The organism is Clostridium felsineum DSM 794 (genome assembly GCF_002006355.2).
GTDB classification, from domain to species: Bacteria; Bacillota; Clostridia; order Clostridiales; family Clostridiaceae; genus Clostridium_S; species Clostridium_S felsineum.
Window position 1 is genome coordinate 1625474 of sequence record NZ_CP096980.1, and the last position, 20612, is coordinate 1646085.

Annotated in this window: 9 protein-coding genes; all 9 read left to right on the forward strand. The window is 33.8% G+C overall.

The features are described 5' to 3' along the window. Positions 1–85 precede the first annotated feature (85 nt). The 9 genes from CLFE_RS07670 to CLFE_RS07710 all read left to right on the forward strand — a co-directional run bounded on the left by CLFE_RS07670 (position 86) and on the right by CLFE_RS07710 (position 20574). A complete protein-coding gene (locus CLFE_RS07670) occupies positions 86–2071 on the forward strand; it encodes a methyl-accepting chemotaxis protein (protein WP_077895090.1) in 1986 nt (661 codons plus the stop codon). 546 nt (positions 2072–2617) lie between these two features. After that, a complete protein-coding gene (locus tag CLFE_RS07675; protein WP_077895091.1) occupies positions 2618–8347 on the forward strand; it encodes a X2-like carbohydrate binding domain-containing protein in 5730 nt (1909 codons plus the stop codon). Between the two features lie 79 nt (positions 8348–8426). Then, complete coding sequence (locus CLFE_RS07680; RefSeq protein ID WP_077895092.1) at positions 8427–10604, forward strand: glycoside hydrolase family 48 protein; 2178 nt, start codon at positions 8427–8429, stop codon at positions 10602–10604. 79 nt (positions 10605–10683) lie between these two features. After that, the gene (locus tag CLFE_RS07685) at positions 10684–12132 is read left to right on the forward strand and encodes a cellulase family glycosylhydrolase (RefSeq protein ID WP_077895093.1); all 1449 of its coding nucleotides are present in this window, start codon (positions 10684–10686) and stop codon (positions 12130–12132) included. 143 nt (positions 12133–12275) lie between these two features. Next, on the forward strand, positions 12276–14405 hold the full coding sequence (locus CLFE_RS07690) for a glycoside hydrolase family 9 protein (RefSeq protein ID WP_077851410.1): 2130 nt from the start codon (positions 12276–12278) through the stop codon (positions 14403–14405). Positions 14406–14447: 42 nt separating this feature from the next. Continuing rightward, positions 14448–14981, forward strand: a complete 534-nt coding sequence (locus CLFE_RS07695) for a cohesin domain-containing protein (RefSeq protein WP_077832418.1) — start codon at positions 14448–14450, stop codon at positions 14979–14981. Between the two features lie 27 nt (positions 14982–15008). Beyond that, a complete protein-coding gene (locus CLFE_RS07700; protein ID WP_077895094.1) occupies positions 15009–16817 on the forward strand; it encodes a glycoside hydrolase family 44 protein in 1809 nt (602 codons plus the stop codon). Between the two features lie 41 nt (positions 16818–16858). Continuing rightward, positions 16859–18937 (forward strand): glycoside hydrolase family 9 protein, encoded by a 2079-nt coding sequence (locus CLFE_RS07705; RefSeq protein ID WP_077895095.1) that lies wholly within the window; start codon positions 16859–16861, stop codon positions 18935–18937. 29 nt (positions 18938–18966) lie between these two features. Next, complete coding sequence (locus CLFE_RS07710) at positions 18967–20574, forward strand: glycoside hydrolase family 9 protein (RefSeq protein WP_077895096.1); 1608 nt, start codon at positions 18967–18969, stop codon at positions 20572–20574. Positions 20575–20612: the final 38 nt, after the last annotated feature.

Genomic DNA, 20612 nt, shown 5'->3' on the forward strand with positions numbered 1-20612 from the left:
TTTTGTCAAATAAACTCATGTTATGGTATATTATATTGTATTGTATAAGTATTTTCAAATATTATGGTTAAGGGGTGTACAGATAATGAACAAAAGCATAAGGAGTAAGTTGATTGTAACTATTAGTTTGGTATGTATTATTCCAGTTATACTATTCGGTAGTATTTTATATCGAGATGTGTATAACGTTTTAATGGAAAAACTAAATGGTGACTCTCAACAGAGTTTAACAGAGGTAAATAGAAGTATAAACAATTATTTTCAAACTATGGAGAATAATATAGATATTCTTGCAGGAAATTATGATATACAGAATGTAAACAATCATCCTGAGTTTGAATCCTATGTGGCTTCTAATCTTCAGGAAATAAAAGATAATAATAAAGCAGCAAAAAATGTATATTTTGCTACTAGCTTAAAGAAAATTTATTTATCTCCAAAGGTTAAACTGCCAGATGGATTTGATCCTACTAGCAGAGATTGGTATAAAGATGCTGTAAAAAATAATGGAAAAATAGTATTTAGTAATGTTTATAAAGATGCTGCAACTAAAAATAATATAGTATCGATATCAAAAGCTGTATACCAAAATGATACTTTGGTTGGTGTGGTTTGCATGGATGTTGATTTGAGTAAATTAAGCAATGAAATGAAAAATATTAAAATTGGTAGGGATGGGTATATATGTGTAACAGATAAAAAAGGAACAATGATTGTTAATCCTGTTAAATCTGAAATAGGTAAACAGAATATAATTAAAACAGAATTATGGAGAAAATTAAACGGTAACAAATCCGGATTTAGTGAATATAAGAACGAAGATGGAAAAGAACAATTTTCAACCTTTGCATTAAATGAGAATTTGGGGTGGAAAATAGTAGGGATTATGAATAAAAGTGAACTTACTAGAAATACATCATCAATATTAAATACAACAGTAATATTAATACTTATAATTTTAGTTTTGGCAGTTATTGTATCAATACTTATAAGCAAAAGTTTTACAAAAAACATAAATAAAATAGTTGAAATTATTAAGCTTGGAGCAGAAGGAGATTTATCCAAAAGAGTTGAGGTTGATGCTAAAGATGAATTTGGAAAGTTGTCAGATTATTTTAATGATATGATAGAGAAAATACATTTCTTGATTAGTGCCATAAAGCAGTCTTCAGATAATATACTTAACTCATCAAAAATTATATTAAATATGTCAGGGGAAACCAGCACAGCAGTAGATGAAGTTGCTCAAACTATAGATCAAGTAGCACAAGGAGCATACTCCCAGGCTGAGGATATAGCAAATAGCTTTGATGAATTTAACAAATTAAGCAATGAAATTACATTAATCAAGGGTAAAACAGAGAGTATAAATGAATTATCTAAAAACACAAATAATTTTAGTAAAAACGGACTTGAAATAATGGAAGTACTTATTGACAAAACAAAACTTTCAAATAAGTCTTCTAAAGAAGTTACGAAAACTGTAAATGATATGGTTGAAGCATCAAATGCTATAGGAAGTATTACAGACACTATAAACGGAATTTCAGAGCAAACAAATTTATTGGCATTAAATGCAGCTATTGAAGCAGCTAGAGCAGGGGAAGCAGGTAAAGGATTTTCTGTGGTAGCAGAAGAAATTGGAAAGCTTGCAGAAGAGACAACTTTAGCGACAAAAGAAGTTAAAGAACTTATTGAAGATATAAAAAGTAAAAATACAATGGTATTCAAATCGTTAGATGTTTCATTAAAATTAGCTGATGAACAAACTACTGCCGTATCACAAACAAAAAATATATTTAATAAAATTTTAGAACTATTAAATAATTTATCAAACGAGATAGAGGATATAGAGGGGTCTATAAATACTACGTATCAAAGTAAAAATTTTATATATGGTAAATTAGAAAGCATCTCAGCGTCAGCTCAACAATCAGCATCTAGCGCAGAGGAAGTATCAGCAACTACAGAAGAAGTATCTGCTAGCATGAGTGAATTTAATAAGACCTCTGAAAAACTAGAAGAGGTTGTAAATAAACTTGAGGAAGAAATAAATAAATTTACACTTTGATAATTAACTAGTAAAAATTAAATATTAACAAAATGTTTTGTAAAGTAAGCTCTTAATTAATAAAAAATAACAAAATGAGCTGTATTTTAAGCAGTTGGCTAAAAAAGTACAAAGGTAAGAATAAAAATGTACTTTAAAGCTAATTGCTTTTATTTTTTTCAAAAAATCGCTTAAAATCTAAATTTAATAGGCCATTTGTAATAATTATTAGTGTGAAAGGAGAAAATTAAAGTAAAACAAAGAAATTACAAGCATAGATAATGCTGAGATAAATGTTTATATAAATGAGTTTATTTCAATAAATGGCAAAATGATATTAAGTTTGAAGTTTGCAAAACAATTAACTATAATTTAAAATGTAAACAAAATATAAATTATTGTAAAGAGCATAATTTACTAAAAACGCAATTCATTTTGAAAGAACGTAAAACTATTAATTTAATAAAAGGGGGATGAAAAAAGGGGTTTTTGGGTAATTAATTTTGTTTATATGTACTGACAAAATGTTTTTTGCTAAAAGCTTATAATAAATGGAGGGTTAAAACAGTGAAGAAAAGAAATATTGCCATTCTAGGAATGTTTATGATGACAGCATCTTTGGGTATTTCTAAAAACCATGTTTTTGCTGATACAGTGAAAGCAAGTAATTCGGGTGTTCAAGTACAATTAGCTGAGACAAATACTAATGCAACTTCAAATACAATAGCATCGAAATTTAAAGTTACCAATAATACAGGTGCACCTTTAGATTTGACAACTTTAAAATTAAGATATTATTTTACATCAGACGGTACTCAAGCACAAAATTTCTGGTGTGATTATGCAGCAATAGAGGGTGCTAATTATAAAACTATTACGAGTAACGTAGTTGGTAATTTTGTTGCTATGGATAATCCAACAAAAACAGCAGATCATTATCTTGAGATAAGTTTTTCAAGTGGAACAGGACAACTTGATGCGGGTTCATCAATTGAAATTCAATCAAGAGTAGCTAAAAATGATTGGAGTAACTACGACCAATCAAATGACTATTCTTTTAATGCCAATGCAACTAATTATACTGATTGGAGTAATGTAACAGCATATTCCAACGGATCTCTTGTATATGGAAATCCACCAGTAGTAGATCCTGTTATTGATCCAACTAGTGCTACTTTTGATGTGGCAAATCCAAGTGATGTTAATGTAGCTTTACAGTTAAATGAATTTACATTAAATGGGTTAACAGATGAAAATGGACAAACTATAGATCCATCAAATTACACAATATCAGGAAGTAATTTGGTATTAAGTAAAGCTTATCTTCAAAAAGAAGCAATAGGCAAACATACTGTTAATTTTGCATTTACTAAAGGTACAGCAACAGTAAATAAATCATTAGCACTTACAGTTGAGGATACAGCTGGTATAGTAGTAAAGCCTACAACTGTTTCATTTGATAAAGCAGCACCAGCAGATCAAAGTGTTGCTCTTACATTAAATGGACATGCACTTGGCGATGTAGTAGGTCCTAAAGGAACTTTAGTAAAAGGAACAGATTATACTTTAGCTGATGATGGAACTGTAACTCTTAGCAAGGCATATCTTGCAACACTTCCACTTGGTAATAGTACATTAACATTTAAAGCTGCAGATGATCCTAGTAAGGCTGCAACAGTAACAGTAACTGTTAAAAATGCAAATGCTACAAGCATTACAGTTGGTGATGTTACTGGAGCAAAGAAAGGTGATACTGTAAAAGTTCCTGTAACTATAAGTACAGTAAAGACACCAGTAGGATTATTATGTATGGATATAAACTATGATCCAAAGGAATTAAATGTTAAAGATGTACTTCCTACAGATTTAATTAAGGGAGTAGATACTAACAGTTTCATAGTAAATACAACAACACCAGGAAAAATAAGCATTACATTCCAAGACCCAACTTTAGGCAGTGATCCAATAAGTGCAGAAGGAATTATCGCATATTTAGAATTTATAGTAGCTGGCGAAAAAGCAGGAAAATTTGATTTAAAAGTAAATCCAACTACTGTAATACTTGCAGATGAAAATGATAGTGATATAGATTGCAATCCACCAAAGGATGGAAGCGTATCTGTTATTGGAGATCCAATTGTAACTCCAACTCAAATAACCTTTGAACAGGATTCTGCAACAGCTCAAAACGTTACTGTAGATGCAAATGGAAACACATTTAAGGATGTTGTTGAAGAAGATGCTAGCGGTAAAGTTATAAATACTCTTAAACAAGGAACTGATTATACAGTAACAGATACTGGAATTACTTTAAGCCAAGCTTATCTTTCAACTCTATCTGTAGGTACTCATAACTTAGTATTAGAGTTTACTGCTGCAGATGGAACAATAAAGACACAAGCAATATCAGTAGTTGTTACTAAAAATACTACACTTACAATATCAGTTGCAAATGTAGCAGGAAAAACAGGAGATACAGTTAAAGTTCCTGTAACTATAAAAAATGTAACAACACCATTAGGTTTGTTGTGTGCAGAAATAGATTATGATGCAACTAAGTTTACTGTTAAGGATGTACTTGCTAATACAGATTTAATAAAAGATAGCAATGTAAACTTTATAGTTAATACAAGTACACCAGGAAAGATTACAATTACTTTCCAAGATTCAACACTAGGAAATGACCCAATAAGTGCAGATGGAATATTAGCATATTTAGAATTCTTAATAAATGAAGATGCTGCAACTGGAGTAAGTCCAGTAACAATAAGTACAGATCCAACAAAATTAATAGTTGCAGATGAAAATGACGCTGATATAAAAGATAAATCTTCAAACGGAAGTATAGAAGTTACACAAGCACCACTTGCAGATCCAGTAGTAAACACTACACAGGTTAATTATGATAAGTCAGCACCAGCAGATCAAACTGTTAGTGTTACATTTAACAAGGATACTGTTAAAGATGTAAAGAATGGAGATACTGTAATTCCAACATCAGCTTATACAGTAACAAGTGATGGAGTTGTTCTTAGCAAGGATTATCTTGCAACATTAGCTAATGGCACATATACATTTACAATTGATTTCAATAGAGGAAGCTCAGCAACCTTTACTGTTGTGGTTTCAGGAATTGCAACTTCAGTAGTAAATACAGGAAGCGTAACTTATAGTCAAGCATCACCAGCAGATCAAAATATAAGTATTTCATTCTATGGAAATACAATAGTAGATGTAAAAGATGCACAAGGAAATGTTCTTAAAGCTGGAAGCGATTATACAGTAACAGATGCTGGAATTGTTTTAAGCAAAGCTTATCTTGCAACATTAGCTGAAGGAACATATGCATTTACAATTGATTTTAGCCAGGGAAAAGCAGGAAGCTTTAACGTTGTTGTTAAGGGAATTGTAAATTCAACAGTAACTACAGGAAGCGTAACTTATGATCAAAATGTACCAGCAGCTCAAAATATCAATATTGCATTTAACGGAAATACAATAGTAGATGTTAAGGATGCAAAGGGTAATGTTCTTAAACAAGGAACAGATTACACAATAACAGATGCAGGAATTGTTTTAAGTAAAGACTATCTTGCAACATTAGCAGCAGGAACATATGCATTTACAATTGACTTTAGTGAAGGTCAGGCAGGAACATTTAATGTTGTTGTTAAACCACTTACAATATTAAATTTAACTGTTGGAAATGCAACAGGTAATCCAGGAGATACTGTAAGAGTACCTGTAACAATAAATACAGTAACAACACCAGTAGGTTTAGTTTGCATGGAAATTAGTTATGATGCAAGCAAATTTACAGTTAAAGATGTACTTCCAGCTGATTTAATAAAAGATAGTGGTGTAAACTTTATAGTTAACACAAGTACGTCAGGAAAAATAAGCATAACATTCCAAGACTCAACATTAGGAAGTGACGCAATAAGTGCTGATGGAATATTTGCATATTTAGATTTCTTAATAAATTCAACTGCAACAGCTGGAGACAGTGCAATAACAGTAAATCCAGATCCAACAAAATTAATAGTTGCAGACGAAAATGATACTGATATTAAGGATGCATATAAAAATGGAACAATAACTGTTACTGGAACACCAGTAGTAACAAAAGATTCAACAGTTACTACAGGAAGTGTAACTTATGATCAAAATGCACCAGCAGCACAAGATGTTGCTATTACATTTAATGGCAATACAGTAGTAGATGTTAAGGATGCAAGTGGAAATGTTCTTAAAGCAGGAACAGATTACACAGTAACAAGTACTGGAATCACACTTAGCCAAGGTTATCTTGCAACATTAGCAGCAGGAACATACACATACACAGTTGACTTTAGTTCTGGAAAAGCAGGAAGCTTTACAGTTGTTGTTAAAGCAGCTAATACACCAGTAAGTGATAAAACTACTATAGTAGTTGGAACAGTTACTGGAAAAGCAGGAGATACTGTAAGAGTACCTGTAACAATAAGTAAAGTAACAACACCATTAGGCTTAGTTTCTGTAGAAGTAAGCTATGATGCAAGCAAATTTACAGTAAAGGATGTACTTCCAGCTGATTTGATAAAAGATAGTAGTGCAAACTTTGAAGTGAATACAAAAGTTCCTGGAAAAATAAAAATAACATTTAACGATTCAACACTAGGAAGTGAAGGAATAAGTGCAGATGGAATATTTGCATACTTAGATTTCTTAATAAATTCTGGAGCAGTTCAAGGAGATAGCGTATTAAAAGGTAATTCCGTAGTTGCAGATGAAAATGATGCAGATGTAGCTAGTAGTTTTACAAATGGAACAATAACTGTTCAAGCTGCAACACCAGTAGTTCAAGATTCAGTAGTTACTACAGGTAGCGTAACTTATGATCAAAATGCACCGGCAGCACAAGATGTTGCTATTACATTAAATGGCAATACTGTTTCAGATGTAAAAGATGCAAGTGGAAATGTTCTTAAAGCAGGAACAGATTATACAGTAACAAGCACAGGAATAACACTTAGCCAAAGTTATCTTGCAACATTAGCAGCAGGAACATACACATATACAGTTGACTTTAGCGCAGGAAAAGCAGGAAGCTTTACAGTAGTTGTTAAACCAGTAGTTGTAGCAACTAAAACTGTTTTAACTGTTGGAACAGCAACAGGAAAAGCAGGAGATACTGTAAAAGTACCTGTAACAATAAGTAAAGTAACAACTCCAGTAGGTTTGGTTTGCATGGAAATCAATTATGATGCAAGCAAATTTACAGTAAAGGATGTACTTCCTAATGCAGATGTAATTAAGGATAGCAGTGTAAACTTTATAGTTAACACAAGTACAGCCGGAAAAATAAGCATAACGTTCCAAGATTCAACATTAGGTAAGGACGCAATAAGTGCAGATGGAATCTTTGCATATTTAGATTTCTTAATAAATTCAGGGGCAGCATCTGGAGACAGTGCAATAACAGTAAATTCTGATCCAACAAAATTAATAGTTGCAGATGAAAATGATGCAGATTTAGCTAGTAGTTTTGCAAATGGAACAATAACTGTTCAAGCTGCAACACCAGTAGTTCAAGATTCAGCAGTTACTACAGAAAGTGTAACTTATGATCAAAATGCACCAGCAGCACAAGATGTTGCTATTACATTAAATGGCAATACTGTCTCAGATGTAAAAGATGCAAGTGGAAATGTTCTTAAAGCAGGAACAGATTACACAGTAACAAGTACTGGAATAACACTTAGTCAAAGCTATCTTGCAACTTTAGCAGCAGGAACTTACACATATGCAATTGACTTTAGTGCAGGAAAAGCAGGAAGCTTTACAGTTGTTGTTAAGCCAGTTAATACGCCTACACCAGTAAGCAATAAGACTACTTTAGCAGTTGGAACAGCACAAGGAAAAGCAGGAGATACTGTAAGAGTACCTGTAACAATAAGTAAAGTAGCAACACCAGCAGGCTTAATATGCATGGAAATTAGTTATGATACAAGTAAATTTACAGTAAAAGATGTACTTGCTAATACTGATTTAGTAAAACAAAGCTCAATAAGCTTTATAGCTAATACAAGTACAGCAGGGAAAATAAGCATAACATTCCAGGATCCAACACTAGGAAGTGATCCTATAAATGCAGATGGAGTATTTGCATATTTAGACTTTACAATAAATTCAGGAGCAGCAGCTGGAGATAGTGCATTAACAGTAAATCCAAGCTCAACAAGCTTTGTAGTTGCAGATGAAAATGATACAGATATAGCTAGTACTTTTTCAAATGGAACAATAACTGTTGAGTAATATATAAAAAACTACCGCTATTAAAGTAGCGGTAGTATATAAAAAATTTAATTAATTATTTTATAAAGGAGATATTATTATGTTAAAGATAAGTAAGAATTTTAAGAAAATAATGGCTGTAGCTCTTACATCTACAGTTATATTTGGTTCATTATCTGGAGTATTAACTAGTAAAGTAGCAGCAGCAACAACTGATACTTCTTTAAAAGTAAATAATGCATATACTCAAAGATTTGAAACAATGTACAATAAAATGCATGATTCAAAAAATGGATACTTCAGCCAAGATGGTGTTCCATATCACTCAGTTGAAACCTTTATGGTAGAAGCACCAGATTATGGTCATGAAACTACCAGTGAAGCCTTCAGTTATTATATGTGGCTTGAATCAATGCAGGGAAAATTAACAGGAAACTTTAATGGAGTAGGAACTGCATGGGATACAGCTGAAAAATATATAATTCCATCACATCAAGATCAACCTGGTATGGGAAGATATGATGCATCTAAGCCAGCAACTTATGCACCAGAATGGGAAGATCCAAGTCAGTATCCAGCTAGATTAGATACAGGTGCTGCAAGAGGACAAGACCCAATAAGTGATGAACTTAAAAACACATATGGAACTTCAGATATGTATGGAATGCACTGGTTAATGGATGTAGATAACTGGTATGGCTTTGGAAATCATGCGGATGGAACTTCAAGAAATTCATATATAAATACTTATCAAAGAGGAGAACAAGAATCTGTTTTCGAAACAATACCACAACCATGTTGGGATGCTTTTAAATATGGTGGAAGAAATGGATACTTAGATTTATTTACAGGTGATAATAGCTATGCAAAACAAGCTAAATATACAGATGCACCAGATGCTGATGCTCGTGCAATACAAGCAACTTATGAAGCAGCTCAAGCAGCTAAACAAGATGGAGTAGATTTAAGCTCAGTTATAGGTAAAGCTTCTAAAATGGGAGATTACTTAAGATATGCTATGTTTGATAAATACTTCAGAAAAATAGGAAACTCAACTCAAGCAGGAAATGGTAAAGATTCAATGCACTATTTACTTTCTTGGTATTATGCTTGGGGTGGATCTCAAAATGATGATTGGTCTTGGAAGATAGGCTGCAGTCACAGTCATTTTGGTTACCAAAATCCATTTACTGCATGGATACTTTCAACAGATGATAGCTTTAAACCAAAGTCAGCAACAGGTGCTAGTGACTGGGGTAAGAGTTTAACAACACAAGTAGATTTCTATCAATGGTTACAATCATCAGAAGGAGCTATAGCTGGTGGTGCTAGTAACTCAAATCATGGACGTTATGAAGCTTGGCCTACAGGTACAGCTACATTTGATGGAATGGGATATCAAGAAGAACCAGTTTACCACGATCCAGGTAGTAACACATGGTTTGGAATGCAAGCATGGTCAATGCAACGTATGGCTCAATATTACTACAATTCAAAAGATCCAAAAGCAAAAGCTTTACTTGATAAATGGGTTAAATGGGTTAAGTCTGTAGTTAAGGTAAATGCAGATGGAGCTAATACATTTGAAGTACCATCAACATTAAGTTGGAAAGGTCAACCAGATACATGGAATGGAACTTATACTGGAAATCCTGGTTTACATGTAAGTGTTGATTCATATAGCCATGATATAGGAACAAGTTCATCACTTGCAAATACACTTGCATACTATGCAGCAGCTACAGGAGATAAGGATTCACAAACACTTTCAAAAACTATACTTGATGATATCTGGGCAAATTACCAAGATGATAAGGGTGTATCAGCACCAGAAGTAATGGATTCTTATAACCGTATCTTCAATCAAGAAGTATATGTTCCACAAGGTTGGACAGGAACAATGCCTAATGGAGATGTAATTAAATCAGGAGATAAATTTATAGACATACGTTCAAAATATAAGAATGATCCTGATTATGCTAGAGTTAAAGCTGATGTTGAAGCAGGAAAATCAAGTACATTCAACTACCACCGTTTCTGGGCTCAAAGTGAATATGCTATAGCTAACGCAGCATATGGAACTTTATTCCCATATGTAAAGGGCGATGTAAATGATGACGGTGCAGTTAATGGAAGAGATCTTATGTTATTAAGACAATATGTAGCTGGTAAAGTTGATGGTTCAAAATTAGATCTTAACAATGCTGATGTAAATGGTGATGGTGTTGTTAATGGAAGAGACATCATGGAACTTACTAAATTAATTCAACAACAATAAGATTAGTTTGAATATTATGGGAGAAGTGTTTTGATATGAAAAAAAAAATTTTCGCGTAGGTGCTTTAGTTGCATCAGTTATGACAGCATGTCTTGCATTTGGTAGTGTAGTTTATGCAGATGATGTTAATGTTAGTAATTCTAACGATTATCTTCATACAGATGGAAGTAAGCTTCTTGATGATTATGGAAATCAAGTTAGAATGACTGGTATAGCTTGGTTTGGTCTTGAAACTCCAAATTACTGCTTCCATGGATTATGGGCAAATAGAATTGATAATCTTGTTAGTATAGTTGCAGATAATGGATTTAACACTCTTAGAGTGCCATTATCTGTTGAACTTGTAAATCAGTGGCGTCAAGGCGTTTATCCTGATCCAGATTCAGTGAACACTTATATAAGTCCAGAGCTTAAAGGACAAAATAGTCAGCAAATACTTGACGATGTTATAGCTGAATGTAAGAAAGATGGAGTCAAGGTTATGCTGGATATGCACAGAATTGAAAGTGCAGGACAGACAGCTACTTGGTATACAAGTAAATATACAACAGATGATTATGAGAAATGCTGGCAGTATCTTGCTGACCGTTATAAAAATGATGATACGGTTATAGCGGCAGATATATTTAATGAGCCACATGGAAAAGCTTATAGAGCAGAGACATCAGCTAAATGGAATGACTCTACAGATGAAGATAACTGGAGATACGAGGCTCAAAAAGTAGGTAAGGAAATCTTGGATATAAATCCTAAGATGCTTATAGTAGTCGAGGGTGTAGAAACTTATCCTAAAGAAGGAACGGCAAAAGGAAGTACTAATCCTGATGACTATTATGGCGGTTGGTGGGGAGGAAATCTAAGGGGTGTCAAGGATTACCCTGTAGATATAGCTCCATACAAAAACCAAGTTGTTTATTCACCACATGATTATGGACCTGGAGTATCAGATCAATCATGGTTTGATGGTGACTTTACTGAACAAAGTCTTTTAAATGATGCATGGCGTCCAAGCTGGTTCTATATTCAAGAACAAAATATAGCTCCATTATTAATAGGTGAATGGGGTGGAAATATGGACGGTGGAAAGAACGAAGCATGGATGACAGATATTGCAAAACTTATTGCAGATAATAAAATGAACCATACCTTCTGGTGCTTAAATGCAAATTCAGGAGACACTGGAGGAATACTGGGGTATGATTTTAAGACAATAGATGCTAAAAAACTTGCTTTAGTACAACCTACATTGTGGAAGGATGATGCTACAGGCAAATTTGAAGGTTTGGATCATGAAGTTAACCTAGGCCAAAATGGAACACATGTAGAAGGAAAAGCTGTCGTTAAATTTCAAAAAGGTGACGTTAATGACGATGGAGTTGTTAACGGAAGAGATGTTATGGAACTTAGAAGATATTTAGCAGGACAAACATCAACTATAGATAAGGATGCGGCAGATGTAAATGGTGATGGGATAATTAATGGGAGAGACCTTATGGAGATAATGAAAAAAGTATCAGGTAACCAATAATAAAATTGATGATGTACCACTTCAAAGTATTATAAAGATATAAATGGAGAAGTGGTATATCTTTATATAAGAATTTATTTGCCATATAAAGAAAGGCAAAATTAAATTATTTTTCTTATAAAAAGATTTGGTGGTGAGAAGCTATGGTGAAAAGAAAATTAAAAAACTTAACATCCGCAGTAATTATAGCAGCTATGATTGGCGGATTTTTTAATTTAGCTGGACAAAAAGTTTTAGCAGATGAAACTAATACTAACTTTAATTATGGAGAAGCACTTCAAAAGTCACTTATGTTTTATGAATTTCAGCGTTCTGGTAAGCTTCCAACGGATAAAAGAGATAACTGGAGAGGTGATTCTGGTTTAGATGATGGTAAAGATGTTGGACTTGACCTTACAGGAGGCTGGTATGATGCAGGAGATCACGTTAAATTTAATCTTCCAGCTTCATATACACTTGCTATGCTAGGCTGGTCCTTATATCAAAATAAGGATTCATACACAAAAAGTGGGCAATTAAAGTATTTAACAGATGATATGAAGTGGTGCAGTGACTTTTTAATGAAATGTCATCCATCACCTGATGTATTTTATTATCAGGTAGGAGATTCAGGACTTGATCATGTATGGTGGGGACCAGCTGAAGTAATGCAGATGAAGAGACCTTCCTTTAAAGTTGATGATGATAATCCAGGATCAGCTGTTACAGCTCAGGCAGCAGCAGCGCTTGCAGTAACTTCGATGGATTTTAAAGACAACGATGCTGATTATGCAGCTAAATGTCTTAGTCATGCGAAAGATTTATTCAACTTTTCAGATAAAACTAGAAGTGATAAAGGATATACAGCTGCAAATGGATATTATAGTTCCACATCCTTCTATGATGACTTATCATGGGCAGCTTGTTGGCTGTATTTAGCTACAAATGACAAAACTTATTTAGATAAAGCAGAATCCTATGTAGACAATTGGAGTAGAGAACAGCAAACAGATACTATTTCTTATAGATGGGGAATGTGTTGGGATGATGTTCACTACGGAGCGCAGGTTCTTTTAGCTATGTTAACTGGCAAACAAGTATATAAGGATTCAGTCGAGAGAAACCTTGATTATTGGACAGTTGGGTATGATGGTAATAGAGTACAATATACACCTAAGGGATTGGCTTGGATAAGCTCATGGGGGCCATTAAGATATTCATTAGCTACAGCATTTTTAGCTGATACTTATTCAAAATGGTCTGGCTGCAGCACAGACAAGTCTAAAACTTATGAAGATTTTGCAAAAAGCCAAGTTGATTACGCGCTTGGAAGTAGTGGAAGAAGCTATGTAGTAGGTTTTGGAGTAAATCCACCACAGCATCCACATCATAGAACAGCTGAAAGTTCTTGGTTTGATCAAAAAACTGTACCAGGCTACAGCAGACATACACTTTATGGTGCAATGGTTGGAGGTCCAAATTCAGATGACAGCTATGAAGATGATGTTGCAAACTTCAATCAAAATGAACCAGCTTGTGATTATAATGCAGGTTTAGTAGCAACACTTTCAAGTATGTATGGTAAATATGGTGGAGATCCAATAGCTAATTTTAATGCAATTGAGAAACCTACTAATGATGAGTTTTATGTTGAAGCAGCAGTAAATGCAAAAGACAGAAACTTTGAAGAGATAAAAGCAAAAATATACAACAAGACAGGCTGGCCTGCACGAGTTACGGATAAATTATCTTTTAAATATTTTATTGATATAAGTGAACTTGTGAAACAAGGATATAAAGCAAGCGATGTAAAGGTAACTACAAATTATAATGAAGGTGGAACTGCATCACAGCTTATACCTTGGGATGAAAAGAACAATATATATTATGTAAATGTTGATTTTACAGGAACAAAAATATATCCTGGTGGTCAATCAGCCTATAGAAAGGAAATTCAATTTAGAATGACAGCACCAGACAAGGCTACTTGGGATAATTCAAATGATTTTTCATACACAGGGGTTGAAGAAACACCCGGAAATGATCCGACTTTAGATAAGAACATTCCAGTATATGATGCTGGTACAAAGGTTTATGGTAATGAGCCTAAGGGAAATACAATAATTGGAGACATAAATGGTGATGGAGTTGTAAATGGACGTGACCTTATGGAGTTAAGAAAGTATTTGGCTGGAAAAACAACAGATATAGATATGACAGCAGCGGATATAAATGGTGACGGAATAATAAATGGTCGCGATCTTATGGAATTGGTAAAAAAGATTTCTAACTAAGTTTTAAAATTTAATGAGAATATAACGGAGGGAAGAGTATTCATGAGGAAAAAAGGAATAGTTGTAATAGCAATATTGAGTTTAATAGTTATTAGTATGGTGGGTTGTAAATCTAAAACAGCAGATACTAACATTATAAAGACAGACAAGCCCACTATAAAAATTGAAGATGCTAGCGGAAAAAAAGGTGATAATGTAAAAGTCAAAATTATTACAAACAAAGTAAGTGGAAAGAATACAGTTTGTTGTGATTTTAAAATAAAATATGATCCCAACAATTTTGAGGTTTCAAAGGTAGTACCTGGTTCTATTTTAAAAGATCCTAAAGATAATTTTGATTACACAATAGATGGCAAGAATGGTATTGTTTCCTTCTTATATTCATATACAGATAAAAATTTAGGTAAGGAATTAATATCAACAGATGGTGAATTTGCAACAATAAATATAAAAGTTAAAAATGAAGCTAAAAAAGGTAAGTCTCAGATAAGTTTTAATGATAAAACAGAATTTTATGATAAAGGACAAAAACCAATAACTGTTGCTTCAGAGAATGGTGAAATAGATATCAAATAGATATCTCAATTTAAGGGGGAAAATAAAATGAAAAAAAATAAAATTTTAGTGTCAACGTTGGCAATAATCTTTTCGTCTATGGTTTTAGCGCCTGCCAGTGGAATTAAAGTTTTTGCAGATACTGCGGACATAAATGTTAGTGTTGATTCAACTTCTGATAAACAAGCAATAAGTCCATATATATATGGTACAAATCAAGATTTTTCAAATGCTAAAGTTACAGCAAGAAGAATAGGTGGAAATAGATCAACAGGATATAATTGGGAAAATAATGCATCTAATGCTGGGACAGATTATAAAAATGAAAGTGATAATTATTGGCTTACATTATATGATGTGCCTAAAGATCAATCAGATGTTCCAGCTTCAACATATACAACTTTCCATGATAAATCTTTAGCTATGGGAGTTCCATATACACTTGCAACAGTTCAAGCAGGAGGATATGTTGCAGCAGATAAGGATGGAACAACTGTAACAGATCCAGCACCATCTTCAAGGTGGAAAAAGGTTGCATTTAATAAAAATGGTCCGTTATCACTTACACCTGATACAACAGATGATACGGTTTATATGGATGAGTTTGTAAATTCCCTTGTAAACAAATATGGGAGCGCATCAGGTAAAACAGGAATAAAAGGATATTCTCTTGATAATGAACCAGCATTATGGCCAACTACACATCCTCTTATTCATCCAAACAAAACTACTTGTGCTGAGGTATTAGACAAGGATACTGAGCTGTCAAAAACTGTAAAGAAAATAGATCCAGCAGCTGAAACCTTTGGACCTGCATTATACGGATTTGCAGCATTTAGTAATTTCCAAAGTGCACCTGATTGGGACAGCGTTAAAGGAAGTTACCAATGGTTTATAGATTATTATCTTGATAATATGAAGAAAAATTCAGATGCGGCTGGAAAAAGACTTTTGGATGTTTTAGATCTTCATTGGTATCCAGAAGCTAAGGGTGGCGGACAAAGAATAACAACAAGTGATACCTCTAATGTAGATTGTAATAAAGCTAGAATGCAAGCACCAAGAAGTTTATGGGATTCAACATATGTAGAAGATAGCTGGATAGGTCAATGGAATAAATGGGCACTTCCACTAGTTCCTAAAGTTAAAGCATCAATTGATAAATATAATCCAGGAACTAAATTATCCTTCTCAGAATATAACTACGGCGGTGAAAATCATATTTCAGGAGGTATAGCACAGGCTGATGCACTTGGTGCATTTGGTAAGACAGGCGTTTATTTTGCAAGCTATTGGGAATGTGAAAACAACAATAATAACTATGTACAATCTGCATTTAATTTGTATAACAACTATGATGGAAACAACTCTAAATACGGAGATACAAACATAAAGTGTGATACATCTGATATAAATAACAGTTCAAGTTATGCTTCACTTACAAGCAATAACGGAAAGAGAATGGACTTAATAGTAATGAACAAAAACTATACAGATGCAATAAACTTTAATTTCAATGTTAATAGTAGTGAAAAGTATACTTCTGGTGATGTATGGGGATTTGATAGTAATAGTTCTAACATCACTAAAAGAGATTCTATAAGTTCAATAAGTGGCAATAAATTCACTTATAAAATACCAGCACTTACAGCAGTTCATATTGTGTTAAATGCTGATAGTAAAAAAGGTGATTTAAATGGTGATGGAACTGTGAATGGAAGAGATCTTATGCTTTTAAGACAGTATTTGGCAGGAAAAACATCGGATGTAGATTTGTCAGCTGCAGACATAAATAACGATGGAGTTGTAAATGGAAAAGATCTTATGGAACTTGTAAAACTTATTTCACAGCAGTAATTTATAGGTGATTTTATACCTATAAAAGGGAGGTAATATGCATGAAAAAGTTTTTAGCTGTAGTAACTACTATTTTCTTAATAGGAATGCAGATGACACCCATTAAAGCAGCTGAGAGTACGGAAGATAAAAAGTATAACTATGTAGATGCATTTTCTAAGTCAATATTGTTTTATGAAGCAAATTGGTGTGGAGCTGATGCAGGAAACAATAGACTTAAGTGGCGTGGACCTTGTCATGAAGAAGATGGTAAAGATGTTGGGCTTGACTTAACAGGAGGCTTTCATGATGCAGGAGACCATGTTAAATTTGGATTGCCGCAGGCTTATGCGGCATCCACTTTAGGATGGGCTTATTATGAATTTAAAGATTCCTTTGTAAAAAAGGGACAAGATAAATATATGTTAAATATATTAAAGCATTTTACAGATTATTTCTTGAAATGTTATCCAAACAAAACTACCTTCTACTATCAGTGTGGAGATGGAACAACAGACCATTCTTACTGGGGACCTCCAGAACTTCAGACGCCTGATATAACTTCAAGACCAACTTTATATGCAGCAACGCCTGAAAAACCAGCATCAGATGTTTGTGGAAGTACTGCTGCAGCGCTTGCTATTATGTATCTTAACTATAAGGATATAGATACAGATTATGCAAATAAGTGCCTTACAGCAGCAAAAAATCTTTATGATTTTGGAAAGACATATAAAGGACTTAGTCAAAGCGGTGGTTTTTATGGTTCAACTGGATACTGGGATGATCTTTCCTGGGGAGCTGTATGGCTTTATAGCGCAACAAACGACAACAGCTATATAAATGATATTGACTCATTTTTAACTGCAAAAGGAATTGGCGGAGATAACACCTATGCAAATCATTGGACACAATGTTGGGACGATGTATTTGGAGGGGTTTTTGTAAGATTAGCAGAGGTTACTAATAATGCTAAATACAAATCTATAGCTGAAGAAAATTTAAATTACTGGATAAAGGATGCTCCAACAACTAAAGGAGGGCTAAAATATATTGCTTCTTGGGGTACTTTAAGGTACACAGCAGCAGAATGTATGCTAGCGTTAGTTTACTATAAATATTCTAATAATAAGGATTATTTAGATTTTGCTAAGAGTCAAATTGACTATATATTAGGAAGCAATCCAAGAAATAGTTCTTATGAGGTGGGTTTTGGAAACAACTATCCTAAATATCCTCATCACAGAGCAGCCAGTGGCAGAATGGAAGGAGCACCAGGTTACGAGAAAAAGACAGATCCAGAAAAACATCTGCTTTACGGTGCTTTAGTTGGAGGACCAGATGGAACTAGTGATGATTATTCTGATGATGTAAACCAGTATGTAAATTCAGAGGTAGCTATAGATTATAATGCTGGGTTTGTAGGAGCACTAGCAGGTATGAGTAATTACTATGGAGGAGAGGATCTTCCAGAGGCAATACCAGGAATTGAAGCGAATACTCCACAGTATTATGTTGAGGCAAATGTAATGAAGGAGAGTAATGAGGAATGTACTATTCAAGCATTTATGCATAACGACTCACTTCTTCCTCCACATTATGAAAAAGGCTTATCCTTTAGATATTATGTGGATTTAAGTGAACTTTATAAGAATGGTTATACAGCAGCAGATGTGGCAGTAAGGGCTAATTATGCAGCAGGGGGCGGAAGTCTCTCAGGACTTATTCCTTATGATGAAGCTAAGCACATCTATTATGTTGAAGCTTCATGGCCAAATCAGCTTTATGGTAAGGCTGAAATGCAGTTTGCAATTACTGCTTACAATGCAAAATGTCTGGATGCTTCTAATGATTTTTCAAGACAAAATCTTAAGGGTGATAGCAATGTTACATCAGAAAATATACCTGTTTACAGAAATGGTGTAAAGATTTTTGGAAATGAACCAGGAGAATCAGAAGTAAAAGCTGGAGACGTAAATGGAGATGGAGTAGTAAATGGACGTGATTTAATGGAGCTTAGAAGATATTTAGCAGGAAATAATAATAACATAAATTTGAAAGCAGCAGATTTAAATGGAGACGGTATAGTAAATGGACGTGACCTAATGCTTTTAACAAAACTTATTTCAAGTAGTAAATAAGGCGTTTAGTTTTTAAGGGGGATTATAAAATGAAGAAACTTGCGGCAATTCTTACTATAGGATTGTTTTTGGGGATACAAATCAAACCATTAACAGCAGCTGCAGATACTACTCAAAAGCATAATTATGTAGATGCATTTTCTAAATCAATATTGTTTTATGAAGCAAATTGGTGTGGATCTGATGCAGGAAATAATAGATTTAAGTGGAGAAGTGGTTGTCATGAAAATGATGGTAAAGACGTTGGTCTTGATTTAACAGGTGGATTTCACGATGCAGGAGATCACGTTAAATTTGGCATAACACAAGCATATTCAGCATCTACTTTGGGGTGGGCTTACTATGAGTTTAAGGATACATTTGTAAAACAGGGACAGGATAAGTACATGCTTAATATAATGAAGCATTTTACAGATTATTTCTTAAAATGCTATCCAGACAACAATACGTTCTATTACCAATGTGGAAATGGTGATACAGATCATTCATATTGGGGACCACCAGAACTACAAACGACATCAAGGCCTACACTATTTAAAGCAACACCAAGTACACCAGCCTCAGATGTATGTGGAAATACAGCAGGAGCACTGGCACTTATGTACCTTAACTACAAGGACATTGATTCCGCTTATGCTAATAAGTGTCTTACAGCAGCAGAAAGTTTGTATAATTTAGGCAAAAACTACAAGGGATTAAGTCAAGGTCAAAGTTATTACACATCTTCAGGATACTGGGATGATCTTTCTTGGGGGGCTATATGGTTATATGAAGCAACTAATAACAGCAGTTATCTAAGTGATGTACAATCATTTTTACAATCTGCCAATATAAACGAGTACTATCAATATAATTGGACGCATTGTTGGGATGATATGCTTGGAGGAGTTTTTGTAAAAATGGCTCAAATAACTGGAGACGATAAATACAAAAAAATAGTTAATAGTAATATTGATTATTGGACAAATTCTGTTAAAACCACTCCAGGGGGACTAAAATTCAGAACAGGATGGGGTACTCTAAGGTATACTGCCGCAGAATGTATGTTGGCTCTGGTTTACTATAAGACATCTAACGAAAGTAGAGCTCTTGATTTAGCTAAGGGACAAATTGATTATATTTTAGGAAGTAATCCTCAAGGAATGTCCTATGAAGTTGGGTTTGGAGATAAATATCCTAAATTCCCACATCATAGAGCAGCTAGCGGAAGAAATGAAACTGCAGGTGAGAAAAAAACACAGCCTGAAAAGCATATTCTTTACGGAGCTTTAGTTGGAGGACCAGATGAAAGTGATAACTATCAAGACAATATAGAAGACTATCAACATTCAGAAGTAGCAATTGATTATAATGCTGGATTTGTTGGAGCACTTGCAGGAATTTCAAATTATTTTGGTCAGGGTCAAACAGTTGAGAAGATAAACGATCCAGAGGTTAAGGATACTACAGTTACAACTGTGCCAGGAGATTTAAACGATGATGGTGTAATAAATGGTCGTGACATAATGATGATGAGACAATATTTGGCAGGAAAAACTGTAAATGGTCTCGATAAAAATGCTTTGGATGTAAATGGAGACGGTATAGTAAATGGACGTGACTTAATGGAGCTTATAAAAAAGGTTTCAAATAATTAATTACTAAAGTTGAAAATGAAAAAGGGAGATGGGTTAAA